The sequence below is a fragment of the Burkholderia sp. MS455 genome, assembly GCF_016899445.1.
GTDB classification, from domain to species: domain Bacteria; phylum Pseudomonadota; class Gammaproteobacteria; order Burkholderiales; family Burkholderiaceae; genus Burkholderia; species Burkholderia pyrrocinia_C.
The window spans coordinates 625,295-649,548 of record NZ_CP041778.1 but is presented as its reverse complement, the minus strand read 5'-3'; the positions used below and the strand labels follow the sequence as shown (position 1 = coordinate 649,548).

At 59.5% G+C, this 24,254-nt stretch carries 24 protein-coding genes; 10 read left to right on the top strand and 14 right to left on the bottom strand.

Annotated features, from left to right (window positions below):
* Window position 1: 1 nt before the first annotated feature.
* The 6 genes from FPJ27_RS07400 (at window position 2) to FPJ27_RS07375 (ending at window position 4,358) form a co-directional block, all read left to right on the top strand.
* The gene (locus FPJ27_RS07400) at window positions 2–1,444 is read left to right on the top strand and encodes an efflux transporter outer membrane subunit (RefSeq protein ID WP_204422495.1); all 1,443 of its coding nucleotides are present in this window, start codon (window positions 2–4) and stop codon (window positions 1,442–1,444) included.
* A 243-nt stretch (window positions 1,445–1,687) separates the two neighbouring features.
* Entirely contained in the window at window positions 1,688–1,948 is a 261-nt protein-coding gene (locus FPJ27_RS07395) for a hypothetical protein (RefSeq protein WP_072439211.1), read from the top strand.
* The gene (locus FPJ27_RS07390) at window positions 1,948–2,172 is read left to right on the top strand and encodes a hypothetical protein (RefSeq protein WP_072439209.1); all 225 of its coding nucleotides are present in this window, start codon (window positions 1,948–1,950) and stop codon (window positions 2,170–2,172) included. Before FPJ27_RS07395 ends, FPJ27_RS07390 begins: the two co-directional genes overlap by 1 nt.
* Window positions 2,173–2,303: 131 nt before the next feature.
* Window positions 2,304–2,642, top strand: coding sequence for a hypothetical protein (locus FPJ27_RS07385; RefSeq protein ID WP_072439207.1), 339 nt, complete (start codon window positions 2,304–2,306; stop codon window positions 2,640–2,642).
* 148 nt (window positions 2,643–2,790) lie between these two features.
* Window positions 2,791–3,090 (top strand): hypothetical protein, encoded by a 300-nt coding sequence (locus FPJ27_RS07380; protein WP_072439205.1) that lies wholly within the window; start codon window positions 2,791–2,793, stop codon window positions 3,088–3,090.
* A gap of 230 nt (window positions 3,091–3,320) precedes the next feature.
* Window positions 3,321–4,358 carry an IS481 family transposase gene (locus FPJ27_RS07375; protein ID WP_048985688.1) on the top strand — a complete coding sequence of 346 codons (1,038 nt, stop codon included), beginning with the start codon at window positions 3,321–3,323 and terminating at the stop codon, window positions 4,356–4,358.
* Window positions 4,359–4,727: 369 nt separating this feature from the next.
* On the opposite strand, the gene FPJ27_RS07370 is transcribed toward FPJ27_RS07375, so the two are convergent.
* Window positions 4,728–5,354 carry a DUF3304 domain-containing protein gene (locus FPJ27_RS07370; protein ID WP_204422494.1) on the bottom strand — a complete coding sequence of 209 codons (627 nt, stop codon included), beginning with the start codon at window positions 5,352–5,354 and terminating at the stop codon, window positions 4,728–4,730.
* A 300-nt stretch (window positions 5,355–5,654) separates the two neighbouring features.
* Between FPJ27_RS07370 and FPJ27_RS07365 the strand changes: the two genes are divergently transcribed.
* Window positions 5,655–6,347: a hypothetical protein gene (locus tag FPJ27_RS07365; RefSeq protein ID WP_204422493.1), complete on the top strand. Its 693-nt coding sequence runs from the start codon at window positions 5,655–5,657 to the stop codon at window positions 6,345–6,347.
* Between the two features lie 36 nt (window positions 6,348–6,383).
* Here FPJ27_RS07365 and FPJ27_RS07360 read toward each other — a convergent pair whose 3' ends face one another.
* From FPJ27_RS07360 to FPJ27_RS07340, 5 genes are all read right to left on the bottom strand, one after another.
* Window positions 6,384–7,007: a LysE family transporter gene (locus FPJ27_RS07360; RefSeq protein WP_204422492.1), complete on the bottom strand. Its 624-nt coding sequence runs from the start codon at window positions 7,005–7,007 to the stop codon at window positions 6,384–6,386.
* Between the two features lie 146 nt (window positions 7,008–7,153).
* Window positions 7,154–7,786 carry a glutathione transferase gene (gene yfcF, locus FPJ27_RS07355; protein WP_175917589.1) on the bottom strand — a complete coding sequence of 211 codons (633 nt, stop codon included), beginning with the start codon at window positions 7,784–7,786 and terminating at the stop codon, window positions 7,154–7,156.
* A gap of 137 nt (window positions 7,787–7,923) precedes the next feature.
* Window positions 7,924–8,334, bottom strand: coding sequence for a TIGR02594 family protein (locus tag FPJ27_RS07350; RefSeq protein ID WP_204422491.1), 411 nt, complete (start codon window positions 8,332–8,334; stop codon window positions 7,924–7,926).
* A 206-nt stretch (window positions 8,335–8,540) separates the two neighbouring features.
* The gene (locus tag FPJ27_RS07345; protein WP_204421550.1) at window positions 8,541–9,800 is read right to left on the bottom strand and encodes an IS256 family transposase; all 1,260 of its coding nucleotides are present in this window, start codon (window positions 9,798–9,800) and stop codon (window positions 8,541–8,543) included.
* A 59-nt stretch (window positions 9,801–9,859) separates the two neighbouring features.
* On the bottom strand, window positions 9,860–10,807 hold the full coding sequence (locus FPJ27_RS07340; RefSeq protein WP_204422490.1) for a hypothetical protein: 948 nt from the start codon (window positions 10,805–10,807) through the stop codon (window positions 9,860–9,862).
* A 250-nt stretch (window positions 10,808–11,057) separates the two neighbouring features.
* Between FPJ27_RS07340 and FPJ27_RS07335 the strand changes: the two genes are divergently transcribed.
* From FPJ27_RS07335 to FPJ27_RS07325, 3 genes are all read left to right on the top strand, one after another.
* On the top strand, window positions 11,058–11,969 hold the full coding sequence (locus tag FPJ27_RS07335) for a LysR substrate-binding domain-containing protein (protein WP_204422489.1): 912 nt from the start codon (window positions 11,058–11,060) through the stop codon (window positions 11,967–11,969).
* 123 nt (window positions 11,970–12,092) lie between these two features.
* Complete coding sequence (locus tag FPJ27_RS07330; RefSeq protein ID WP_204422488.1) at window positions 12,093–13,409, top strand: MFS transporter; 1,317 nt, start codon at window positions 12,093–12,095, stop codon at window positions 13,407–13,409.
* A gap of 12 nt (window positions 13,410–13,421) precedes the next feature.
* Complete coding sequence (locus FPJ27_RS07325; protein ID WP_204422487.1) at window positions 13,422–14,663, top strand: amidohydrolase family protein; 1,242 nt, start codon at window positions 13,422–13,424, stop codon at window positions 14,661–14,663.
* Window positions 14,664–14,925: 262 nt separating this feature from the next.
* Here the strand turns inward: FPJ27_RS07325 and FPJ27_RS07320 are convergent, their stop codons facing one another.
* The 8 genes from FPJ27_RS07320 to FPJ27_RS07285 all read right to left on the bottom strand — a co-directional run bounded on the left by FPJ27_RS07320 (window position 14,926) and on the right by FPJ27_RS07285 (window position 24,221).
* Window positions 14,926–15,222: a hypothetical protein gene (locus FPJ27_RS07320; RefSeq protein ID WP_204422486.1), complete on the bottom strand. Its 297-nt coding sequence runs from the start codon at window positions 15,220–15,222 to the stop codon at window positions 14,926–14,928.
* Window positions 15,223–15,964: 742 nt separating this feature from the next.
* Window positions 15,965–17,176 carry a hypothetical protein gene (locus FPJ27_RS07315; RefSeq protein ID WP_204422485.1) on the bottom strand — a complete coding sequence of 404 codons (1,212 nt, stop codon included), beginning with the start codon at window positions 17,174–17,176 and terminating at the stop codon, window positions 15,965–15,967.
* 50 nt (window positions 17,177–17,226) lie between these two features.
* Window positions 17,227–18,264 carry an IS630 family transposase gene (locus FPJ27_RS07310; RefSeq protein ID WP_204421199.1) on the bottom strand — a complete coding sequence of 346 codons (1,038 nt, stop codon included), beginning with the start codon at window positions 18,262–18,264 and terminating at the stop codon, window positions 17,227–17,229.
* 271 nt (window positions 18,265–18,535) lie between these two features.
* Complete coding sequence (locus FPJ27_RS07305; RefSeq protein ID WP_204422484.1) at window positions 18,536–18,877, bottom strand: DUF2489 domain-containing protein; 342 nt, start codon at window positions 18,875–18,877, stop codon at window positions 18,536–18,538.
* A gap of 289 nt (window positions 18,878–19,166) precedes the next feature.
* Entirely contained in the window at window positions 19,167–21,086 is a 1,920-nt protein-coding gene (locus FPJ27_RS07300; protein WP_204422483.1) for a UvrD-helicase domain-containing protein, read from the bottom strand.
* On the bottom strand, window positions 21,083–23,437 hold the full coding sequence (locus tag FPJ27_RS07295; RefSeq protein ID WP_204422482.1) for an AAA family ATPase: 2,355 nt from the start codon (window positions 23,435–23,437) through the stop codon (window positions 21,083–21,085). Before FPJ27_RS07295 ends, FPJ27_RS07300 begins: the two co-directional genes overlap by 4 nt.
* A gap of 226 nt (window positions 23,438–23,663) precedes the next feature.
* Window positions 23,664–23,852, bottom strand: a complete 189-nt coding sequence (locus FPJ27_RS07290) for a hypothetical protein (protein WP_204422481.1) — start codon at window positions 23,850–23,852, stop codon at window positions 23,664–23,666.
* A 3-nt stretch (window positions 23,853–23,855) separates the two neighbouring features.
* Window positions 23,856–24,221 carry a hypothetical protein gene (locus FPJ27_RS07285; protein WP_204422480.1) on the bottom strand — a complete coding sequence of 122 codons (366 nt, stop codon included), beginning with the start codon at window positions 24,219–24,221 and terminating at the stop codon, window positions 23,856–23,858.
* Window positions 24,222–24,254 lie beyond the last annotated feature (33 nt).

Sequence of the window (24,254 nt, the reverse complement as noted above, 5' to 3'; positions counted from 1 at the left end):
CATGAAAAAGCTACTCGTCGCGCTGGCTGTCAGCGCATTCGCCGCGGGGTGTGCGGTGCAGCCTGCGCAGCACCCCGCGCTGCCCGAATCCGTGCAGACGCTCGCGCCCACCGCATGGGATACCGACGTGCCGCGCGCGGACATCGACGCCGCCGCATGGTGGGCGCAATTCCACGATCCCGTGCTCGACCGGCTAATCGCGACCGTGCTCGACGGCAACCTCGATCTGCAGGCCGCCGCCGAACGCGTGAAGCAGGCGCAGGCGCTGACCGTTCAAAAGCGCGCGGTGCTGCTGCCCGAACTCGACGCGACCGCGCATGCGGCCGACGCGCGGCAGAACACGCCGCCGCCGCTCGGCTATGTGCGGCAGGCCGGCGCGGGGCTCGCGCTGAGCTGGTCGCCCGATGTGTTCGGCGGCGAACGGCTCGATCTGCTCGCCGCGCAGGCCGAACTTGTCGGGCAGAAGCACGCGGAAGATGCGATGCGGCTCGCGCTCGCTGCCGATGCGGCATCCGCGTATGTCGATCTGCGCTGGGCGCAGCAGGAACTGAAGATCCTGCAGGACAACGCGAAGATCCGGCAGCACGCGCTCGAACTCACGCGCAAGCGGCAGGCGTTCGGGCTGTCGACGGAACTCGACGTCACGCGCGCACAGAACCAGCTCGATGCGCTCGAAGCGCGGATTCCGCCGACGCAGGCGCAGATCTCGCATCAGCTCAATCTGATTGCCGTGTATTCGGGGCGGACGCCGGAATCGGTCGATCGGCTCGTGTTGGCGCAGGCCGGCGAGATTCCCGCGCCGCCTGTTGGCGCGCCGGGGACGTTGCCTTCGCAGGCTTTGTTGCGGCGGCCCGATGTGTTGACTGCTTATGCGCAGGTGGAGCGGCGTGCGGCGCAAGTGGGTGTTGCCAAGGCCGAGCGGTATCCGAAGTTCTCGCTGAATTTGGCGGACGGGATTCTGGCGGCATCGTATCTCGGGTTGCCTACGTTGACCGACAACCTGTTCAGTGCTGCGTTGAGTGCGACGAGCCCGATCTTCAATGCGGGGCGTATTACCGCCGATATCACGCAGAGCGAAAGCCGGATGCGCGAGTCGGAACTCGGGTTGAGGCAGACGATGCTGCAAGCGTTGAGGGAAGTCGAGGATGCGCGTGCGAATCTCGTCAGTTCCGATGAGGCTACGCGGCGGCTCGATAGCGCGCTTTCTGCGTCGGACAAGGCGCTTGGGTTGGCGAATCAGCTCTATAAGGGGGGCGCGACGGATTTTCTGGATGTGCTGTCGGCGCAGGAGGTTTATCTAAGGGACTCGGATTCACTTAATCAGGTCAAGCGCGAACATACGCTGGCAGCGGTCGCGCTTTATCGGTCGCTTGGGGGTGGGTGGAGCAGGAATGAGGCGGCGGGCGGAGCGGAAGCCGAGACAGAGGCTGTGGCGAAGAATTGAGGGCCGATAGGATATCGTGTATGAGTCTGGACTAGACCAAACAAACAGCGTCAGATCGACTAACTCAGTTCGGCCATTTGCGGTCGCTCAACTTGTGTGGCTAGATTGCCGACAATCGCCCTTGGCAATCCGCCGCATCCTCAGCAGGCCGGTACGCCACGTATCACAGTCCCGGCTTCTCGCCCGCGCGTCATGCACGGATGGCCCCAGTAGAATCGCATTTTTATGGCGGAGAGGACTTAAATGTTCACACCGGAAATGGTAAGCCCAGAGCTGGGCGAGTTCGTTTTGGTAGCCAACCACAGCTTGGAATCAACTGAAGCCGCGCGGCTCAGCGTCGAGTACAACCGTGCGCGAATTCTGAATGGTCGGCCGCACCTGCCTTCAGAGTCTTGGAAATGTAGACTTGTCTATGATGTCCGTGGGCAATCGGTGAGCGAGCCGACAATTGATCAAGTCCGAACGCAACTCTGTGATGTGGCCACGGTGGAGTTCAAGCGCTGATGGGCATTCAAGTAGTGGTTGTGGCTGCGAGCCACGCGGAAGTGGTCGAGAAATTGGGCAGTGCGGCTCCATTCGCCGAGATCTTTCCCCTGCCGGAAGGATATTTCGGGATATCCGTCCCATTCAAGGTCGTCGATGACATCGGGGAGCAAGTTGTGCTCGGCCGCATCTCTGCCTTTAACTATTTCGACCTCTGGGCGGGGGAGTGGAAGTCACCGGCGTAGACGCTACGTCGGGAAGCGGGGCCACAGATACAGGGCGGCCGGCGTCGGTCGCTAGGCGACCACGAACGGGCATTCGACCGCTGAGTCCAGATTGTGGACAATTGGGCACGTCAGAACTACGGGAAAATCATATGCCTGCTGATTCCGAGCTTCACCCAAGCTGGATCAGGACCTCGGAGTATCTTCGTGAGGCCCGAGCCCATATCTCGGAAACTGCCGAAGGTGTGGGCGCGGATGAGATCTACGAGTTTGAAGATTTCCTGAAGCACAACGAACTCGAATTAGCACTGGACGCCATCGAGGCTGCTTTCAGCAAGGGGGACAGCGCGAACTGGCGCGTACTAGAGTATATGGCCATGGCCGCGTTGAGTATGGGATTGGTTGATCGACAGAGGATGTACGACCAACGACTAACAGAAGCACGAGGCTGGAACTACCGCACATCGCTAGCCCTATACCGCTCACCTTGATCTCGTGACGATGAGCGGAGTTTGTCGACTGCAGCGGGATATGGACCTCTCCAACCGACTAGTGGCTACCGCTGGCCGAGCCACAACGAAACTGTCGCTGTGTCTGATGCTCCCGACCGCGCATGCACTCTTTGAATGAAGGTGAGCAATGATTGAAGGTAAATCGCGTTCAGGAAGTGTGGCAATCGGCGTAATGAAGGCGCTTCACATTCTGAACGCTGAGAATCACCGGACGACGCTTGATGCGATCGCTGATTGGCTCGCCAAATCAGAAGATTTCTACTACGACGACTGGTTGATCGTCGGTGGCCGCAGCGCGAAGCAATACATCGCTGACATTCTTGAGGATCTGCACGAGCTCGGCGTCGTTTGCCCCGTCGAGCAGAATGCGGCACTTCATCCGCAGACGAGCCCGGAATGGAGGCCGTGTCTACGGCCGTCTGCCTAAGTAGCACTGCACGGGTCATCGATATTGATATCACTCGCGCACTGTTTGCAGTGACTCAACGACTGCTTTGGAGAGAGCTGGATGCCCGCTTCGGGTCGATCACGGCCCTTGATGAAGTGCGGTGGACTAGACTAAATCTGACAGTGGTTGGTTTTTCATGCTGGCGCGCATTGGCGCGAAGGGCGTAGCCCGTAGCGGCAATGCGCGCCGCGAACAGCAAGGAGTCCACCATGACTCAGGAGCAGAAGGTAATTCGTGCCAAGGTCGGCATACTCGAGTTGGCCCGACAGCTCGGCAACGTCAGCCAGGCCTGTCGCGTGATGGGTTACTCGCGCGACAGCTTCTACCGATTTAAGGAACTGTACGATCGAGGCGGTGAAGCTGCGCTGCAGGAGATTTCCCACCACCGGCCACTGCTCAAGAACCGCGTGGATCCGCAGGTCGAGGCCGCCGTTGTCGAACTGGCCCTCGAATTGCCAGCCTACGGTCAGGTGCGTATCGCCAACGAGGTCCTCAAACGGCATGCGCTGTCCGTCTCGCCCCAAGGCGTCCGTAGCATCTGGTTGCGCCACGATCTGGAGACCATGCCGAAGCGCCTGAAGGCCTTGGAAGCCAAGTCCGCCCAGGAGGGGTTGGTGCTGACCGAGGCGCAGCTCGTCGCGCTCGAACGAGCCAAGCACGAGAAGGAAGTGCACGGCGAATTCGAGTCCGAATGTCCGGGCTACTGCGGCGCGCAGGATACGTTCTATGTCGGCAGCCTCAAGGGCGTCGGCCGTGTCTACCAGCAAACTTTCGTCGATACCTACTCGAAGGTTGCGTTCGCCAAGCTCTACGATCGCAAGACACCCTTGCCGGCGGCGGACCTGCTCAACGATCGCGTTGTCCCGTTCTTCGACGGCTTCGGCATTCCGCTGCTACGCGTGCTGACAGACCGCGGCACCGAATACTGCGGCAACCCCGAGCATCACGAATACGAGCTGTATCTGGCCTTGGAGGACATCGACCACACCCGAACAAAGGCCAAGTCGCCGCAAACCAACGGGATCGTCGAACGGCTGCACAAGACCATGCTCAACGAGTTCTATCGCATCGTCTTCCGCAAGAAGATCTACGACTCGATCACCACCTTGCAGACGGACCTTGATGCGTGGCTCGACCAGTACAACAATGAACGAGAGCATCAGGGGCGCTGGTGTTACGGCAAGACGCCGATGCGCACTTTCCTCGATTCGCTCGATCTCGCCAAGGAGAAACTCATCCCCCATTGATGACTCGTTCTTTGTCGGCCCGACTACCTGTCAGATCAAGTCCCGGCTAATACAGATGAAGTGACGGCGAAGCAGTCTCAGACCTGATCTGACGCTGACTGAGAGATCAGGTCTTGACTTACGCACCGAAGTCACCACCGCCGGACCTGCCGGCCATCCCACCCGACCTCCTTGAGCAATTCGGAAGCGGTCCCTTGACCACCGAAGCCATCGATGCCGTGTCGGTTGCATCCGAGATCAATCGTCCGCCATGTGAGGCCTGGGGGCAGGACATCAACGCATCGCACACCAGCGCGCGCCCCTTCCTCAACGCCGTGACACTGCCCGCCACACGCGCACCCTGGGGCATCGGGTCGACCCATTTGAGACTCATTGTGTGCTTCCTCCGTCACGGTATAACCGGTTCCATTCCTGATCCACCACCCCTTGAGCGATGTACGGATCATTGTCTGGGGGGCGTATACCTGGGTCGTTAGCGTCGCCTCTCTGGCCATCGGCCACCATGATGCGGACGCGGTCACCCGGCAGGAACACGGCCCACAAACCGCCCATGACTCTCCCATATTTCGGTATCCGAACATTTTCGGCCTTGTACCAGTCGCCTCGCGTCTTGCCGTCCTGCTTCTTGTCAACCAGCCAACGCACCGTCAATCTCAGATCCGGCTGCCAGACAGAGGGAATGTCGCTACAGCACATTTCACCACCGCCGCCAGACGGCTTATCGTCAGCCGTCGCTGGTGACACATTGGGGCCACCACCTGCCACCCCTGACCCATCGGGTCCCTCGACTCCCCACTGATGGATGTACCAAGGGGTGTAGTTCAGCGTCAAGGAACTCGCGCCGAGCGTGTCGTAGTGCTTCGGCAGGTTCGACAAGTCGAGTTGTTGCGCCACTGGGCCGGGATGCTTATCACATGCGCCGAGGCCAAACACGGCAACAAGGGCGATGGTCTGGATCGTACGTCGCCCGTAACGGGAAAGTCGGTCTGTCATCATGAGTAGGTCTACGGATTAACGGGGCACCAGGGCTGCTCCGCCCCTGGCCCCCCTTAAGTATGCATTCGATACAGATCTTCTTCGGAGACAGATCACGCGGTAATAGCCGACGTCCTTGGGATGCAAGCCAATACGGCATAATGTGCAGCGCCCTTCGGCATTACCGGAATCCAGAATTCAACCATGACTATTCGACTCATCCTTGCGCCCATCAGTCTAATAGTCACTGCATTCGTCACAGCCGCCTGCGCACCTGTAACAGCCTGGAACGGCGTATCTGTCGGTGACACCCGATTCCGCATGACCGACCAACCATGCGCCACGCGCTGTTCCGCGCGCCCGGATCCGGAATTGTTCCCGCTCAAACAGGTTCGCCACGGCATCGGAATCTTCACTGGCGGTCTCTTCGGCCCCGAGGCCATCTCGCTCGTTGATCTGGATGCCGGCACGCTGTCTTTCGTGGAGTTTGACGTTGATTTAATGAACGGCGAGCGGAGGACAACCGTCATCGATCGCGGCGACATCGTACTCGGTGCTGACGACCTCGCGCAAATCGGCGCTATCGCCGATTCCATCTGGACATCGCCCATGCGTATACCGACTGCCCGAGTCGGACTGGACGGCGTTTGGTCAATAGCCGTGTTCAACGGCGCAAGTAAAAGAAGTGAAACCGGGATGGGGGATATGGGTGGTGCAGGCGGCTTGCTCGGCACAACGCTATACAGAATCCAGATGACGCAAATGCCATACTTCTTCGTGCGGAACCGTCGCCGGTATCTGATGTGGTCGTGCTACCAGGATGCATCCAGGGGGCACGCCGGCACCCCGATGCCGCATCTCCGTACGCCCGGATATTCGGGAAATGACGGTGAAGATATTCCGCAGTCGTTTCCAATCCCGCAATCCGACCCGCTGCGATTCCGTTTCTACGCTGAGGGCCGGCAGTCGACATGCGCGGACACCGGACGTGTGTTAGCGGTGCTGAATCGTTGAAGATGAGCCCAGTGATAGTCAACAACGACTGACCGCTTATCGATCCAGCGCCAGCTTCGCGCCGAGCCCCAACAGGATCGTCCCCATCACCGCATCGATCGGCTTGCGCAGTTTCGCGTAACCCGTCTGCACCCGGTTCGTCGAGAACAGCACGGCGACCGTGCAGAACCACGTCAGCGATACGGCGACGACTACCGCAAGCGTCGCGCCATGCACCCATGCCGGCGCATGCGCGGGCAGCAGCGTGACGAACAAGCTGCCGAAAAACGCAGCGGCTTTCGGATTGGTCAGGCCGACCAGCAGCCCTTTTCGATATGCGTGTACGCCACCACGAATAACCGGCTGGCTCGCGGATTCGGCCTGTTGTGCAGACTGGCGCAGGCCCGACAGCGTCTTGATGCCGAGATAGATCAGATATGCAGCACCGGCGATGCGAATCGCCTCATACAGCCACGCGACCTTCGCGACGATCAGCCCGAGCCCGAAAATCGCCATCGCGGCCCAGACCGCATGCGACGACGCGATACCCAATGCAGCCAGCAGGCCCGCACGGCGATTGCCGAGCGCATGGGACGAAACAGCGATCAGGTCGGGGCCGGGGCTGACGCACGCCAGCAACATCACGCCGCCGACTGCGGCGAGTTGGGGAAGATAGCTCATGGCGATTCGGATGGATTCAAGGTGAAGGACGACAGGCGATCCAATCTAACATGCCGATTTTCCGTCGGTGCGGGACGGCAGGATGTACAACATGCGGGCGTATCGCATAACCTTTCGAGCCGCTGACAAGCCCCTCGCAGCCACGATTACAGCGGCGGCCGCTTCAGCTTCACCCAGCGCTGCACCGACGCCCGCTCCCACTGCGCACGCGCATAGTCGGCGAGGCGCTGCGGCACCGGATCGTCATTCAGCACCAGACGGTTCAGCATCACCGCCAGATCGACATCAGCAATGCTCCATTCGCCGAACAGGTTTGCCGCGCCCGGCGCCAGCAGCTTGTCGGCGGCCGCGAACAGCTTCTGCGCGGCAGCCTGCGCCAGATTCGACAGCGGCTCGCTCGTCGGGCCATAGAACAGCACTTCGGTCGACCGTTCCGTGCGGATCGGCATCAGGTCGCTGCGCAACCACGCCTGCACCTGCCGCGCCCGCGCGCGCTGGCGCGGCTCGACCGGATAGAGCCGCGTGCCGGGGAATATCTCGTCGAGATACTCGGTAATCGCCGACGATTCCGACAGCGCGAAATCGTCGTGCACGAGCGTCGGCACGCGTTGCGTCAGCGACGTCGCCGCATAGTCGGGCGCGAAATGCGCGCGGTTACCGAGATCGACGGTCACCAGTTCGTACGGCAGCGATTTTTCCTCAAGGGCGACGAAAACCGACATCGCGTAAGGGCTCGTGTATTGCGCATCCGCGTAGAGACGGAGATTACCGGTTTGCACTGCTGGCTCCTTGTGGGGGGAGGTTCCGTGGGCTTGCGTGCCGACGAACTCCGCGTGGGTCAATGCGGTGTGTGCGACAGATTAGCAGCGACGGGAAAGGCAGTGTTTTAAGTTTTGTTGGCGTTGCGGCGGCGTGGTCATCCGGCGTAGGGCCAGCGGTAGCCGATCACTTCGTTCAACGGGTACGCGAGTTCGCGCACTTCTTCCAGTTGGTTGCCGCCGAACAGATGCACGTATTCGTCGTCGTGACGCAGGTAGAAACCGACGTGCCCTTTCCAGCTCGCGGGATCGTCGCGCGTAAGGATCGCAATGCAGCCGTAGACCGGGCGCTCCAGCGGGCGGCCCCATTCGAGCCACGAGCGCGCGAGTGCCGAGCCCGTGCCGCGAATGCCGGCGTGCGTCATGCACCAATTGACGAACGACGAGCACCAGGAAATCTTGTCGTCGTAGCCGACCAGGTTCGTCTGGTTGTTGTATTCGACGATGCGCGGGTTGATGCTGCCGGGTGGGTGGCGGCGAATGCCGAGTTCGGCCAAGGCGACGGACATCCAGGGCGGATGGCCGGCTTTGAGTTTGCTCTCAGGGTTGGATAGGGTCACGTCGTTCTTGGGCGAGTGTGATTTGTGGTCAATCTTCGCATGAATACGACATAGCGGCGAGTGTTGCCGGTGCCCTCGCCGACTCGAATGAGATCAATCATGACAGGGCAATCAATGGAGGTATCCGGAATTTCGTGTGTGAGGCGGGTTGAGATTCAGACTCCAATGTTGAATCGTTCCGGGTAAAGCAGCGCAAACTGGGTCATGGCGCTCTTCCAATCGTGCCGGGAGCCGGTCCACTTGGCAACGACGTTGCGCAGGGCCAGCCAGATCAGTTTGAGCGCGGCCTCGTCCGACGGGAAGTGGCCGCGCGCCTTGATGATCTTCCGAAGCTGCATGTGCAGCGACTCGATCGCGTTGGTCGTATATACAATTTTCCGGATGTCGGGCGCGAAGGCATAGAACGGAATCACCTGATCCCAGGCCCGGCGCCAGAGTGCGGCAATCGGGGGGTATTTCGTACCCCACGGGCTCGTATCGAACGCATCCAGCGCCACGGCGGCTGCTTCGGCCGACGGTGCCCGGTAGACCTCCTTGAGCGCCGCTGCGACCGATTTCCTGTCTTTCCAGCTGGCGAAGTCCAGCGAGTTCCGGATCAGATGCACGATGCAGGTCTGGACCGTCGTTTCCGGGAACACCGTGTTGATCGCTTCCGGGAAGCCCTTCAGGCCATCGACCACGGCGATCAGGATGTCCTGCACGCCGCGCAGCTTCAGGTCGTTCACCACCCGCAGCCAGAACTTAGCCCCCTCGGTCTGCTCGATCCAGAGGCCCAGCACGTCACGTGTGCCGTCGCGGCGCACGCCCAGTGCCAGGTAGATCGCTTTGTTGCGCACGACGCCTTCGTCGCGGATCTTGACTCGCAAGGCGTCGAAGAACACGACCGGGTACATCGGCTCGAGCGGCCGCTGCTGCCATTCGCGCACTTCGTCGATCACGGCATCGGTCACCGTGCTGATGAAGTCCGGCGACACCTCGATGCCGTACATCTCCAGCAGGAAACCCTGAATCTCCCGCACGCTCATGCCGCGTGCGTACATCGCGATGATCTTGTCGTCGAAGCCGGTGAAGCGTCGCTCGCCCTTGGCGATCAGCACCGGATCGAAGGTGCCTTCGCGGTCGCGCGGAATCTCGACGTCGAGCAGGTCGTCGTCGGTCGCGATGCGCTTGCGGCTGGTGCCATTGCGATGGTTCGTGCGGCCTACCGGCTTGGCTTCGCCCTTCTCGTAGCCCAGGTGGTGCGTCAACTCGCCGCCCAGCGCGCGCTCGAAGATCGCCTTCTTGAGCGCAGCGAGCTGCTCGTTGATCGTTGCGCGGTCCAGCGTCCCGGGCACCAGTTGCTTGATCAGTTCCGGGTCCAGGTTCAAGCCCTTGCCCGGCTCAATCGTCACTTCTTCCTTGCGTTTGCGTGGCATAAAGTGGCTCCTTGGCCATCAGTTTATGCCTCACACACAAAGTTCCGGATAGGCTCCAATCAATAGAACTTCATTGCCAAGAAGAAGTTATATTTTCTATTCTTTGACGTCCATGTACCAATATACGAATCGTCAATTTTCTTGCCCTTGAACGTCGCAACCGGTTGATCCCCCGCCCCCAAATACTCCGTTAAATTCATTCTCCCATTTTTTATCGAACCCTTAACAGCGATCAGCGTCTCATTCTTGAGATACATATAACTACCATCGACCCTTCCATCCCGATCTTCTGGAAAGGACGCGCTAATCCAGAAATTATTACCGATCCACCCACCCAAAAACTGATATGCCACATTGATCTTGCATCCAGCAAGACAAAGTAGCGTCCTTGCATCAGGCCTGCTACTGGAAGGAAATGCATAGGTTGCTTCCGACCAATTTTTAGTTCCTGCGTCGTATGCCGGCACCGTTACAACAAGACCAGCCTGATTTGCAACTCTGGTTGCCACCGTGTCGGGCGAAGCTGGAGACTTATTATTTATCTTCCCAGCACACAAGGCTTCGAAAGCATTCTCCAGAATTTCCCGCTCTTCGCTCAACACAACATTGCCACGACAACTTTGCCCGACCCAACGCTCGCCATTCGACAGAGTCGCTCTCGACAGTGAGATGTAATTTCTTGCACGCATTACACCATTAATGTAAGAGAAAATCAAAATCGTCCAATTCTTTGACGACGATACGTTGCCGTACTCCAGAATCAGACTTGTCATGCTTCCATAAAGCGTCGTATCACTCAAAGTCCGCCGCAAATTCGGCTCAGAAGACAATCGCGCACCACTAACACTATCGACGAAAAATCCATCTCCATCCAATCGGATCGGGCAATTAATTGTTTTTACGCTACCATCACACACTACCAAACCAGGAGCCGCGTAATCACCCGCCATTGAATTTTCCATCAATGACAATACAAGAAACATCCCAAAAACAAACTTAGCAATCATTTTCCCTCCCTGGCAATCCCCTCGAACCTCTCTGCATAAAATGGATGCTCTTCGGCCTTGTTTGGATAATCTGAACTCACCGAACTGTCGCCGTCATGCGTAAAGCAGTCTCACGTCCAGACGCATTTCGAGCGCGCGTTGCGTTCAATCTTCTCATGAATGCGTCGGCTGGCTATGCCCTTCCCGCCTTGTGATTTCCTTTCAATCCACCCGTATCATGTCGGCAGCGCCATCGACTCCCCTGCCCGCCATGCGCATCACGCCCCTGCCGCCCCTTCAGTGCCTCGTCGCGTTCGAAGCCGCCGTGCGGCACGCGAGCTTCACGAAAGCCGCCGCCGAACTGCACCTGACCCAAAGCGCGATCAGCCGCCAGATCCAGCAGCTCGAGGAATTCCTCGGCCGCTCGCTATTTGTCCGCGAACATCGTTCGTTGCGGCTGACGATCGCCGGCGAGCAATATGCGACGCAGGTCCACCACCTGCTCACCCAATGCGCGGAAGCCACGCAAGACGTGATGAAGCCGTACGGCGACCTCGAACTGACGATCGCGTGCTCGTCCGGCGTCGCGCTCCTGTGGCTCACGCCCCGGCTGCCGGACTTTCGCGCCGCGTATCCGAATATCAAGCTACGCCTGATCGTGCGCGACGGCCTTGCGTCGATGTCACCGGCCGAATTCGATGTCGGCGTCTACTACGTGCGCCAGCAAGCGCCGGCCGAATACACCGCGCGCCGGCTGTTCGACGAGGAAGTGTTCCCCGTCTGTTCGCCGGGCTATCTGGCCGGCCGCACGCTCGACGCGGCCGATCTCGCAAACGAGACGCTGTTGCGCCTCGAGGACGGGCAGCGCCAATGGATGTCCTGGTCCGAATGGTTCGACATGAACGACGTCGACCGGCAGAAGGCGCAGCCGCAGGACATCATGATCAACTCCTATCCGCAGATCGTGCAGATGACCATTCTCGGCCAGGGCGTGTCGCTCGGCTGGCGCTACATGATCGACGCATGCATCGAGGCCGGCCTGCTCGTGCGCGTGACGGACGCGTCCGCGAGCCACGGCGGCGGCTATTACGTGATCTCGCCCAACGACCGCGCGCAGAACCAGGCCGCCCGCCTGTTCACGCGCTGGCTGTTCGAACAGGCGGAGAGGCAAACCGCGCCCTGAGCGCGATGCATGCGTACAGCGCATGCGTGCATGCGAATCTTTCGTTTCAGAAAAAAATCCGGCTGTCCTTAGCATGGGATTCACGCGGGGCAGCCGTCCCGTCTTCTGACAAAGGAAGAGACCATGCAAGGAACGCTTTCCCCGCGCGCCGCACCTTCCGTCGATGCGGCGGTGCAGCAGCGCCGCCGCGCCATCGTCGCGACCGTGATCGGCAACGGCCTCGAATGGTTCGACTTCACCGTCTACAGCTTCTTCGCGGTGATCATCGCGAAGCTGTTCTTTCCGACCGGCAACGAACTGACGTCCGTGCTGCTGACCGTCGCGACGTTCGGCGTCGGCTTCTTCATGCGGCCGGTGGGCGGCATCGTGCTCGGCGTCTATGCGGACAAGGTCGGACGCAAGGCAGCGCTGTCGCTCACCATCCTGCTGATGGCAGCCGGCACCGCGCTCATCGGGATCGCACCGACCTACGAACAGGCCGGCATCGCCGCGCCGCTGTTGATCGTCGTCGCGCGGCTGCTGCAAGGCTTCTCGGCCGGCGGCGAGATGGGCGGCGCCACCGCGTTCCTCACCGAATACGCGCCGCCGGAGAAACGCGCGTATTACTCGAGCTGGATCCAGTCGAGCATCGGCTTCGCGGTGCTGCTCGGCGCGGCGACCGGCACGTTCGTCACGACGTCGCTCGACGCGCAGGCGCTGCATAGCTGGGGCTGGCGTCTGCCGTTCCTGCTCGGGATCATCGTCGGGCCGGTCGGTTACTTCATCCGCAGCCATATCGACGAGACGCCCGCGTTCAGTGCCGTCGAAGCGCAGGCGAAGGAAAGCTCCCCGCTGAAGGAAGTGCTGTCCACCTACCCGCGCGAGACGTTCGCGAGCTTTTCGATGGTCATCCTGTGGACCGTCTGCACCTACGTGCTGCTCTTCTACATGCCGACGTATTCCGTGCGCACGCTGCATCTGCCGCAGTCGACCGGCTTCGCGGCCGGCATGGTCGGCGGGCTGATGATCATGTGCTGCTCGCCGATCGTCGGCAGGCTCGCCGACGTGTGGGGACGACGCGTGTTCCTGTCCGGCTCGGCGCTCGCGATCCTCGTGCTTGCGTGGCCGATGTTCGCGTGGATCAACCATGCGCCCGGGTTCACGTCGCTGATCGTGTTCCAGGCCGTGTTCGGCGTGCTGATCGCGACTTATACCGGGCCGATCCTCGCGGCGTTTGCGGAACTGTTTCCGACCAAGGTGCTGTCGACGGGGCTTTCCGTTGCGTACAACTTCGCGGTGACGATCTTCGGCGGGTTCGCGCCGTTCCTGATCACATGGCTCATCGCCCGCACGGGCAGCAACATGGCGCCCGCCTGCTACGTGATCCTCGCGGCGGCAGTCAGTTTCGTCGGGACGCGCTTCGTGAAAGATGCGAAGCGGACTGTCTCCACGACTCGATAAGGATATTTCCTCATGACCATTACCGTGCTTCAAGGCGGCAACGTTCTGGACCTCGAACGAGGCGTGTTGCTCGAACATCATCATGTCGTGATCGACGGCGAACGGATTGTCGAAGTCACCGATCGACCAGTGGATTTGCCGAATGCGCAGGTGGTCGATGTGCGCGGTAAAACCGTGATGCCGGGGTTCATCGATTGCCACGTGCATGTGCTGGCTTCGAATGCGAATCTCGGCGCCAATGCGGTGCAGCCGAATATTCTCGCGGCGATCCGGTCATTGCCGATTCTCGATGCGATGTTGTCGCGTGGGTTTACCAGTGTGCGGGATGCCGGGGGGGCGGATTGGGGGTTGATGCAAGCGGTCGAGACGGGGTTGGTTTCGGGGCCGCGGATTTTTCCGTCGGGGAAAGCGTTGTCGCAGACCGGAGGGCATGGGGATTTTCGGCCTCGGGGGGATTTGCTGGAGCCCTGTTCGTGCTGTTTTCGGACGGGGGCGATTGCGCGGGTCGTGGATGGCGTCGAAGGTGTGCGGCTCGCCGTGCGCGAAGAGATTCAGAAAGGCGCGACGCAGATCAAGATCATGGCTTCCGGTGGGGTTGCGTCGCCGACTGATCCGATTGCCAACACGCAGTATTCGGAGGACGAGATTCGGGCGATCGTCGATGAAGCCGAGGCGGCGAATACTTATGTGATGGCGCATGCGTATACGGGGCGGGCGATTGCGCGGGCTGTGCGATGCGGCGTGAGGACGATCGAGCACGGGAACCTCGTGGATGAAGCGGCCGCGAAACTCATGCATGAGCATGGGGCGTTTGTGGTGCCGACGCTGGTTACCTATGACGCGCTTGCCAAACATGGGGCGGAGTTCGGGATGCCGGCGGACTCGGTGGCAAAGGTGGCTTCCGTGCAGCAGAAAGGACGCGAGTCGCTGGAGATCTATGCAAAGGCCGGCGTGAAGATGGGGTTCGGGTCGGATCTGCTTGGGGAGATGCACGCGTTTCAGTCGGGCGAGTTTCGGATTCGGGCCGAGGTGCTGGGGAATCTGGAAGCGCTCAGGTCGGCGACGACGGTGGCGGCGGAGATTGTCAACATGACGGGACAACTGGGCGTCGTAGCCGCCGGTGCGATCGCCGACATGGTCGTGCTCGACGGAAACCCGCTCGACGATATCGGTGTCGTGGCCGGTGAAGGCGAGCACGTCGCCTATGTGATGCAGCGCGGGCGGATCGTGAAGGCGCGGGATGGCGGGCGTTGATGCGTCGTTCACGGATGCACGGGAATATTCGGGCCGTCGCTTGAATCCGGATACCTCCGAGTCAATCGAATCCATTCGCTTGTTTCGGCACGCACGGAGCGGCCTCACGGCAGTGCGGTCGTGACAGTTGTTGAAGGTGGCTGCGGGCGCGAATCACGATATCCGAAGCGATGGCCAGGGCAGTATCGCCCCGGCGGTCAGTCGCGTTCGTGCAAAGCCTGCAATTCCACTCGCAAGAGCCGCATCAAGCGGCCCTTGCTCGTTATGCCGGCGAGTCTTCCGGTTCTGGGTCGTGGTAAGGCTGCTCTCGCAGCGCTAGCTGGCTGTAGTCCGGCGAGATCGTGATTTTCCGGGTGACGTAGTTGACGTCGAGGTAGACGCGATCGCCCGGTTTGAATCCAAAGATCTTGAAATCCAGATCGATTGCCTTCATCCACGGCAGGTACGGCCAGCCGCGCTTGGGAAGGTCCGGGTAGTTGCGGAGGACCAGCTCAAACGTTTTTTGCATGTTGACCGGTTTGTTCTTCCTGCGACGTGTCTTACTATTGGCGTCAGCCATTTCCGACTCCTAGAGCGAGTTGGTGGTGGTCAGCGGGTCGTATGGGTTGCCGCCCATGCGGCCCGCGCTTTTTGTTGCCGTGGAATTTCTACTTCTCTCTCCCCCTTCGCTGCGTCTTGTTGGGCAAGACGGATTTTTCGACCATCGGTGCGAAGGGTGTTGCGACCAACTCCGATGGGCGAGAAGCAAGGCTTCATGACCAGTGTAGTCGCGCTGGCATCTCAGAAATGGGGAGTTGGGGGGGATTGGCCGTTAGGTATAGGGATGGGCGGGATGCGGGATTGAGGCATCCTCTGTGCCCTTTGAATCGCTAAGGCTGACCGGCTCGGAGCCATTTCAATCGTGGGAAACGGCTTCGATCACCGCCCCTCTCAAGCCCTATAGTACGCGACCGCTAACGCTCTACGCGTTGATGTCGATCGAGCGATAGCGATCGAACCAGGAAGTACGACGCGCGAGTGCCGGTCGGGTGCTGCTGCTTCAAGTGCAAACGTCGGTAGTCGACCCGCAACCGCCCTTCGGCTTTTCGCATCGCAGTGGCCGCTTCCAAAGTGCGTTGGACGCTCGCGACGCCGATTTGATCCGCAAGTTTTCGGGTAAAGGAACTTTCCTGTAGTTTATAGCGCGATAGATGAGCCTTCCCCAAAGCGGACTCAACCGAAACGCCGACGGCAACAGGACCCGACCGTCGCTTCTCGCCCAAAATCATCTCCGCGCTTGCAACCGCAAGCGCATAATTCAATTAGTCGAAGTATGTTCGGGGCATACCGGTATTGAGCAATCGCCATCTTTGGCGGTACTCGAAGAAGTCCACGCCATTTACGTCAAGACCACCTGTCAAGTAGTCCACACTGAAAAGGGTAGCTGCAACGCTCGTTGTGATTCTGCGAAACGGGGAAAGCATTTCCCTAGCGGAAAGGTCGATGATACCTAGGTTTTCCACTTTACCCGGTGCAACGACTCCGATATGACGTGATGAGTCGAAATCGACGATCGGACAATTGTTCGGACTCACGGCTGTATCGGTTGCGGCAGGCAGAGCATTGTCTTCCGTTGCGCAGAAGATCACTTGCGAAAAAATTCTCGCCATTTGCATTGCGTACCCTACATACGTGATTAACCCGCTTCCAACAAAGCGAAGGTTGCCTGTCCGCACAGCAATGGCTCTCCAAATTCGTACTAGCTCCGCGTAAGCATCAAGCGCTTCCTCCACCGTTGGCATTGATGGCGCCGCCGAAGTTGTACCGATCTTTGCGTGAAAAAGATTGCACCTCATTGCGGTGTAGTGACGCTCCATCACGTAATCCACTATGTTCACGCCATTCGGGGCCTCGTGGGATAGATCCAGAGTACTGGTGATTTGACTTAGCGCCCGGCGGAGCCAAATACCTTCCTTTTCCTTCGGGCCTTTCGGCACCTGCGTCGAAAGCAAAACCTCCAGCCCAAGCCACAGGTTGCGGTAGGCTTCGTGTGGGCTTCGACTCGTCTGCGATAGACGATAGAACCGAAGTGCTGAAATCCACTTTGCTGGAGGAGACGGGGGCTGGGGGATTGTCTGACCGTCGCGGCCGCGGTGGGTAATCGTTAGTTGGATTGACATCGGATTGTCCGACGTAGCCATCCGTTCAATCACTGATTTACCATCCCGCTCAAACAAAAGAATGTGAGAGCGTCCCGGTGCCCCGATCTCTATGGTTGATGCGCTTTCGAATGAGAGAATATCAAGAAAGCGTTCTGCCTGTTCGTATCCGTCGCGGAGTGTGTCCTCCCTGCCTAGCGACTTCTTTTTTCGCGCGACGAGGAACCCGCTTCCTCGACGCAGCTCGAGTTCCCAATCGTCTAGATGTTCAACCTTGCTAACCGTGCTTTCTTTTGCCAGATGGAGGGCAATAGCCGATTCGTACCTATTCTCGGAGCCAAGCCCATTTAGGGAAATACCGTCAATTGAAGCCATCGTCTAGTTTCTCTTATAAGCGTTATTGATCAGAAATATTTGATCTTGAATCAAGCTGCATAGCGGATGGGTTTATGCATGAAATAACGAGTAACCCGTTGCGGCGACTTCTGAAGCCGTCGCAAATGGCTGATAGCGGCTTTCTTCAGATGCCCCTTGGTCCGAGCGGGAGCCTGGCGTGTGATGCTGGCCTTCAAATCGGCGTTGAGCATCTCGTCGGGATTGAGCTCCGGGCTGTACGAGGGCAGGTAGAACACTTCGATCTTGTCGGCATGTTCAGCCAGCCACGCCTTGACCAGCTTGGCGTGATGAACCTTCAGGTTGTCGAGGATCAGAAACACCTTTTTGCTCCGCATGTCTTTGATCAGTCGCTTCAAGAAGTCGATCAGGATGTCGGCGTTCATCGCGCCTTCGAACACTTTCCAGCGCACCTGGCCGCGGTTCGTCACGGTCGACATGATCGACAGCCCTTCGCGTTTGCTCATGACACGCCGCTCGGGTGTCTTGCCGATCGGCGCGTAGGAGCGCCCGCGCACATCGTCGGAACGCAAGCCCGTCTCGTCGCCCCACTGGATTTCCGCACCTTCGGTCTGCGCACGGCGCGCAATCTCCGGATACGTCTCGTTCAACCACGTCTGAACCGCCTGCGGCTTTTGTTCGTACGCCCGCTTCAGCGGCTTTTGCGGCGTAAAGCCCCAGCGTGCCAAGTACAGACCGACGCCCTGCAGCGTGAGCGTGCGACCCGTACGTTGTCGAATCAACTCCCGCACGGCGTGGCGGGTCCACAGCGCAAACGGCATCTTCAACTGATCCGGCATTTGATCGCGCATCAACACACGCACCTCGATCTCCTGTTGCTCCGTCAGGGCGCGCTTCTGGGTGACGGCACGCCCGCTCGGCTTGTCACGCAAGGCTGCCGTGCCTTCCTGCACGTAACGCTTGCATATATCGAACACACCCGTTCGCGACAGATCGGTAAGTTGGGCGATCTCGTCGTAGGTCATCCCGCCTTCCCGGAGGGCGATCACCTGTCGACGCCGTTCTTCGCGCGCTTCGCGTGGAAGCGATCTCATGTCTCGTTTTTCCATGCTCAAAACGTGAGGGCTTATTTTCCAATTTCAAGATCAAATGTTTCGAATCAATAATATTCATGCAGCGATCGCTGGCCCAGGCCCTATATGCCCGGAGCACTCTTGAATGCGACGTGTATCGGCCTGGGTAAGCATGCCCATGCAGGCGGCTGTCACGGTGGAGCGGCAGGAAGCACTACCAAACCAGACTGTCGAGGCGAGAGGTGGGGTGTCTCTTCCTGGCCGGCAGCGGTCAATGCCGACACGTTGCGAACCTTCACGTTGGTCTCTACTGACCAAATCGTGCAATCAACGACTTGCATGCATCGGTTCCTACAGTAGACGCCCACAGTTCAGCTTCTTTGATTTCCGGCTCAAGTTTGGCAAGGGCATTTTGCTCCCAATGCTCTCGGACCGCACCAAGTGGCAACGCATCGGTTTCTGAATCGATAGCAACGAAAACCAAGAAGTCCGTGTCGTCGGCAGCCGCATTAGCCTCATGGCGCAGGCCAGCCAGTCGTCGCGAACCGATCAGAAAGCTCAACTGTCCGTCGAGCATCGCCTGCGCTGTTGAGACGACCTGTCGACGTACTGACTGAGCGAATTCTTCGTGGGTACTGTATTGGGTCATCTCAAGTCATCCTGGTTGTCCAAATCTGTCGCATGGTATGTCGGCAACTCTTTAAGATCGAAGGTCCGCTCGTGGCCGAACTCGGCCGGCCAATGCCCTGCGACGCGCGACTGGCGCAACCCATTACAGCCATTCGGGTTTCGTTGGGCAATGTCTGCTTTGCAGTGCGGAACTTCTCGGCTGCCTCGTCACCGGCTGCTGCCAAACGCATTGCTGCCTTTCGCCGAGCAAGTGCCAAATTTGTGCGAGCGACTTGCAGACCTGTAGCCACGGGATGGGCTGCGTCGATTCAGTTGATCAGTTCGACCTCGTCTTGTTCGAACCATCCGTACTGGAGGATGGCACTGCGAGCCAGTGCTGGATCCGGCGAGTAGTAGACGATGGCCAAGCTCTTCTCGGCCCGGCTGCAGGTCACGTAGAACAAGCGGCGGGTGCGGTCCGAACCGGTCTCTCGGCCGGCGGCTTCATTTTCAAGGTCCGCCTTTGACTTCTCCTTGGTACCGAAGAATTTGTCGTAGGCAAAAAGGAAACCTCGCGCCTCGTCGTCATTGATCACGACCAGTACGCGTGGGAACTCAAGCCCCTTGACGCCCTGATGCGTTCCGAATTGCGACTGTCCTCGCGCGTACAAGTCGTAGCGCTCAATCTGGCTCAGTGGTGCCTCAAGCGCTTTGCTCCATGCGCTCAGCTCAGGACTGGTGTCTTCGGCTTCTCCGTCCTCGGTGCGATCCACCTGATCGCCCTGCCCTACGTTGTCCTCGGTTTCCACAGCCTTGGCGTCACCGGAAACGAAGGGAGCCAGCGTATCCGGGATGGAAAACAGACCCGTCTGCGCAACAAACTCGAGTACAACCTGAGCATTGATCTCAGGCTGTTCCGTGATCAGAGCCAGAAGCCCGTCGCACGCCGCCTTAGCCTTGCCGAGCTGCGCGACCTGATTCGATCCAGCCTCTTGAAGCGCTGCGCGATCCAGAAGGGGCGACGACGCCTTGATGATCGCAGTAGCCCCGAAGCGGTCGTTGGCACGAAGCGCCTTGGCCAGCGGCAACACGTCCCTGATGAAGAATCCAAGACCTGCTCCGGCGCCTTGAAGCAGGCTCGTCCTGAGGTTGTCGACCGCCCAAAGCGGCTCGAAGAATTCCGCGAAACCGAATCGCCTGGCAGACATCAGATGCTCAAGGGCGAGCGTCTTCACCGTGTCAGAGTTCTGCCAGTCCAGGTCACCAGCAATCGTCGCCATACGCTGGCGTACTGCCGCTTCAATGGCGAAGGGGTCGGCGCCCGCTTGGGGCGCGATGAAGACCCGGACCACACCCATTTCAGCGTCGCTGCGAGGGACCTGTTCCTCGCCATCGACATCGTGGCGGATGCTGTTGATAACCTCGACGACGCGGGACGGGCACCGGTGGTTCATCCGCTTGCGAGGTATGGCCCACCTGGCCGGGATGGCCTTGTCCAACCGCTCTTTTCCGTCCGAGTAGATGCGCTGCATCATGTCGCCGAAAAGTCCCAGGCTGAACCGGCCATGGAACTCTTCCTCCAGATGCAAGAAGGCGTCCATGAGCGCCTTGTTCGTGTCCTGGCTCTCATCAATGAGCAACACCGGACACCTGCTGACCAACATCCGCCGCAGTCCAGGTTTGCTGGTCAGGAAGGCCGCCGTCATGGCGATGACCTCCGAGTGGTTCAGAGAGTCGCGTGTTCGGTTGTCGCTGGTCGGACTGTAGATAAACTTAACGATGGAATCCAGACGCGCCAGGCGGCGACGTTTGCTCTCCATGGATCGAAGCCGTTCAACACCCGCTTTCGTGTTGGGGCGACCCTTCTTGTGCTGCTCCTCGAGCTCTGCAATCTCCTCTTCAAGGTTCTTGGCGACCCACTGACGGATGTCGGCGTTGAAGCCCTCGATCAGCGACCATGAGAAGGCATGGATCGTCATGACCTCGACGCGAGGATCGAATTCAAGGCGTTGCTTGATTTCGTCGCAAGCGGCGTTGGTGTAGGTGATGACGCCAACCTTCTTGCCGGTCAAGGTAAGTTGCCGGCCGTGCTCGCCATCGATCGTCTTTCTGACAGCGCTGACCAATGATCGCGTCTTCCCTGATCCAGCACCTGCGTACAGGAAAAAGCTTCTGGGCTTGCCCAGGTCAAGACACGCGATGATCGTTGCGTCGGCCTCGGCATCGAATTGATCGTCGGCGGCCGTCATGGCTTCGCTCCCGGCCCCGGACTCGCGGCGGTGGGGACTGAAACGGCCGTGGCCGGCGCCGTCGTTAAGATTTCCACCTGCTTCTTCTTCATCTGTTCCAGCAGCCACTCCAGACCCTCGGCGATGTACTGCGGCACCTTCAGTTTGTTGAAGTCGTCCGCCATCAAGACGTCGAGAGCGAATTCGGCCTTCTTGCCGTCTTTGAGCGCGGTGTACATGCTGGTACCAACCACAGTTGCACCGCCACCCTTAGCGATGGCTGCTCGGAACTTGGCGTTCAATCCCGGGCCGGCAAACGCAGCGAAGAAGGCCACGTTCTCGAACACGAGAGCGTCCTCAAAGGTGTAGGGGTAGGCGGTCTCCTTGGCGGTGGAGCCCGGCATCGTGACCTCAACGGGCGTTTGGTACGCCGCGCGCACTGCGAACAGCGTGTCGCCGGCATCCGTGATCGTCTTGGCCGCCGGCGTCGCGCCGATAAGGGCGTCGACCTCGTCCAGGGCTGGCACCCAGGTCTTTAGGGTGGCGTTGTTGGTTTTCTGGCCTGCGCCCAAAGCGGGTTGAACTGATGAGCCCCCCGTCGCTGTCAGGCTGTCCAGGTCGGTGACGATCAGCGTCAGCAAGCCTAGATGATCGATCAACGGGCGCAGACGATGGGCATGGCTACCGCCAATCTCCAGCAAGGTGACGTAGCTCTGATGCAGCACCTTGTAGTGGGCCCGAATGAAGTTGGGGATGAGCATGCGCTCAGCCGGTCCCTCGACGAGGATCGATGCGTCGGCGAAGAACAGGTCGGCGTGCTGTGCACGCAAATACCGGGTGACGAAGCGCTCGGTCTCCGTGCCCTCCCCGAAGACCTGCGACAGGTTGACCACCGTCGACACCGGCACCTTGGCCACCATGCCAGCTGGCAGTCTCCGGAAATACCGCAGGCTCGCGAAGGGCGTCTCATGCGCAACGTGACTCGAATGCGTACTGACGATCAGTTGCGTACGCAGTGCATCGCTTTCCCCCAGCTCTGGGCGCCTACGCAGCACCTCGTACGCCTTCTTGATAAAGACTTGCTGAACCTGCGCGTGCAAGTGAGCTTCAGGCTCCTCCACGAGAACCAGGTGAAGTGGTTCAATGCTCGCAGCCTCGGAACTCTTGGACGCTTTGCCGACGCGCATCCAGGCATCGCGAAAGCTCATCAGCCGGAAGATCATCGAAATGAGGTTCTGGTAACCCAGCCCATTGCTGCCCTCCGGCAGCAGCAGGATGGGCGTAACCGCGCCCGCATCCGAAACCACGTCGACCTCGAAATTGACCGCCGCGCTGTGGTTCAATCCATCGATCGCACGCAAGCGTGTCGATACGCGCGGACGCGGGTCGCTGACACCCGGATAGCCCAAGCCCGCCACCTCGGTAAAGCATTCATTGAAGCTTTCCATCAGCTTCAGGTCAAATGCATCCTCAGCCGCCTCCATGGCTTGCAGAGCCTCCAGGTCCGTGGGTTCCGGCCCCTTTGCTGGATCCAGATGCTTGGCGTAGTAGCTTCTGAGTTGTTCAGATAGCCGCGTACCGCCCGCCGAGGTTTGAAGCTCGCCTTCATCTTCGCCCCCATTAGGAATCTCGCCAAAGCCGCGTTGCGCCGGGATGTCATGCACCTTGATCAGGCCACTGAGAGGATCGCCCTCGATCGGCAATGCCGATGCCGGAAGCGACTGCGGCAAGGCCCGAAGCTTTTCAGGGTTGGCAAGTAGCGCTGGATCCAACGGATAGGCCCGGATCATGAACATCGAGGTCAACCGCTTGGTGAGGAAGTCGACCAAGGTTTCGGGCCAGACCGTCAACTTGGGTGTGGGCGCCGCGCCGGCAGCCTTGGCGGCTACGGCAGCCGCCGCTGCTGCACGCATGGCGTTGGCCTCGGTGATCGCGGTGATGAACTCCTTGAACAGTGCATTGAGGTCTTTGGGCTCGTAGCGCAGTCGCACTCCCAGCCGCCCGCCGGTCCAGTCCATGAGCGGGACCAAATCTCGGACCCGGTGGACCTCGTCCTCCTTGACCTGCAGCCACAGATCCAAGGCCGGCAGCGCTTGCACCCAGGGATCCAGGGTGAGGTCAGCCACGACACCCTCCTGGTTCGCCTGAAGCCACGCTTCGCCGATGTCCACAAGCACCGGCAAGTGGCACAACGTGAAGTCGTGGATGTCAAACGGACAGCGGCGAGGCGTTAGGAAGCGCCGTAGGGCCAACATAGCTGACGTCTTGCCGCTGTTGTTCGCACCGACAAACAGCGTCGTCTTGAGCGACAGATCCACGCGGGCCGACAAGAGCTTCCTGAAATTCGCGATCTCGACGAATTCGATGTGCATTTCGCACGCCCCCTTTGCATGTAATTTTTGTAACGATAACCGAAGCATGAAGCCATGGATATACGGATAGCTGGAGCAAGACCTCGGAACCAGTTGCGGCTCTCGCCACAGTTCAACGTCTTTTATTGAACGCAGCGGAAATTCGAAGCCAAAAATCGAGCGACTGCATCCCAGCCTATATCGGCCGCGCAGATTTTATCTTTTATGACCGCTCTTGGCTGCGGATTCAACCCGTCGATGCAACGAATTGATGAAATCGCTCAGCCGGCTTCTGCTTCACCGGCAACTCGGCAAACCGGAACGCCGCAGCGTCATCACCAAACACGTCCGAATAAAGCGTCTCGTTATCGAAGATAACGGCAACATCATCCGTCGACTTGAGCCCCACATCCGCCATCGCCACCCAAGCCTTCAAAAGTTAAACAATCGTCACAAGAAGACTCGCCTTCCCGTAATCCGATTTGAAGAACAGCCCATCCGGCCCAGGCGTTATCCAGTCATCGGCGACAACGCTTTGCACGGTACTCCCCGCTTTCCCGGAAAACCCTTTCGCCTTGACCGTCCCGACAAGCTTTACCAGCTTCGCATTCAACTCGGCGGTGTATTTCCTGTCCAGATCCGCCCGATCTTCGATCCGAGCGGCATTAACTGCCTCGGCAGCCTTCTTCCGATCCGCGAGATAAGAATCGGTCGGCGACGTAACCGCCTTCGCCCCGACAACAGCGACCAGAGCCAGAAGCACAACCGCCCCCACCGCGACTTTCAGTTTGGAAATTCTTTTCATTCTTCTATGATGTCCCGAAACCAAGCCCGAACG

Bases quoted from the DNA above. Each gene is read 5' to 3' on its own strand.
- FPJ27_RS07400 (WP_204422495.1), top strand. From the start codon at position 2: ATGAAAAAGCTACTCGTCGCGCTGGCTGTCAGCGCATTCGCCGCGGGG.
- FPJ27_RS07395 (WP_072439211.1), top strand. From the start codon at position 1,688: ATGTTCACACCGGAAATGGTAAGCCCAGAGCTGGGCGAGTTCGTTTTG.
- FPJ27_RS07390 (WP_072439209.1), top strand. From the start codon at position 1,948: ATGGGCATTCAAGTAGTGGTTGTGGCTGCGAGCCACGCGGAAGTGGTC.
- FPJ27_RS07385 (WP_072439207.1), top strand. From the start codon at position 2,304: ATGCCTGCTGATTCCGAGCTTCACCCAAGCTGGATCAGGACCTCGGAG.
- FPJ27_RS07380 (WP_072439205.1), top strand. From the start codon at position 2,791: ATGATTGAAGGTAAATCGCGTTCAGGAAGTGTGGCAATCGGCGTAATG.
- FPJ27_RS07375 (WP_048985688.1), top strand. From the start codon at position 3,321: ATGACTCAGGAGCAGAAGGTAATTCGTGCCAAGGTCGGCATACTCGAG.
- FPJ27_RS07370 (WP_204422494.1), bottom strand. From the start codon at position 5,354: ATGATGACAGACCGACTTTCCCGTTACGGGCGACGTACGATCCAGACC.
- FPJ27_RS07365 (WP_204422493.1), top strand. From the start codon at position 5,655: ATGACCGACCAACCATGCGCCACGCGCTGTTCCGCGCGCCCGGATCCG.
- FPJ27_RS07360 (WP_204422492.1), bottom strand. From the start codon at position 7,007: ATGAGCTATCTTCCCCAACTCGCCGCAGTCGGCGGCGTGATGTTGCTG.
- FPJ27_RS07350 (WP_204422491.1), bottom strand. From the start codon at position 8,334: ATGTCCGTCGCCTTGGCCGAACTCGGCATTCGCCGCCACCCACCCGGC.
- FPJ27_RS07345 (WP_204421550.1), bottom strand. From the start codon at position 9,800: ATGCCACGCAAACGCAAGGAAGAAGTGACGATTGAGCCGGGCAAGGGC.
- FPJ27_RS07340 (WP_204422490.1), bottom strand. From the start codon at position 10,807: ATGATTGCTAAGTTTGTTTTTGGGATGTTTCTTGTATTGTCATTGATG.
- FPJ27_RS07335 (WP_204422489.1), top strand. From the start codon at position 11,058: ATGCGCATCACGCCCCTGCCGCCCCTTCAGTGCCTCGTCGCGTTCGAA.
- FPJ27_RS07330 (WP_204422488.1), top strand. From the start codon at position 12,093: ATGCAAGGAACGCTTTCCCCGCGCGCCGCACCTTCCGTCGATGCGGCG.
- FPJ27_RS07325 (WP_204422487.1), top strand. From the start codon at position 13,422: ATGACCATTACCGTGCTTCAAGGCGGCAACGTTCTGGACCTCGAACGA.
- FPJ27_RS07320 (WP_204422486.1), bottom strand. From the start codon at position 15,222: ATGGCTGACGCCAATAGTAAGACACGTCGCAGGAAGAACAAACCGGTC.
- FPJ27_RS07315 (WP_204422485.1), bottom strand. From the start codon at position 17,176: ATGGCTTCAATTGACGGTATTTCCCTAAATGGGCTTGGCTCCGAGAAT.
- FPJ27_RS07310 (WP_204421199.1), bottom strand. From the start codon at position 18,264: ATGGAAAAACGAGACATGAGATCGCTTCCACGCGAAGCGCGCGAAGAA.
- FPJ27_RS07305 (WP_204422484.1), bottom strand. From the start codon at position 18,877: ATGACCCAATACAGTACCCACGAAGAATTCGCTCAGTCAGTACGTCGA.
- FPJ27_RS07300 (WP_204422483.1), bottom strand. From the start codon at position 21,086: ATGACGGCCGCCGACGATCAATTCGATGCCGAGGCCGACGCAACGATC.
- FPJ27_RS07295 (WP_204422482.1), bottom strand. From the start codon at position 23,437: ATGCACATCGAATTCGTCGAGATCGCGAATTTCAGGAAGCTCTTGTCG.
- FPJ27_RS07285 (WP_204422480.1), bottom strand. From the start codon at position 24,221: ATGAAAAGAATTTCCAAACTGAAAGTCGCGGTGGGGGCGGTTGTGCTT.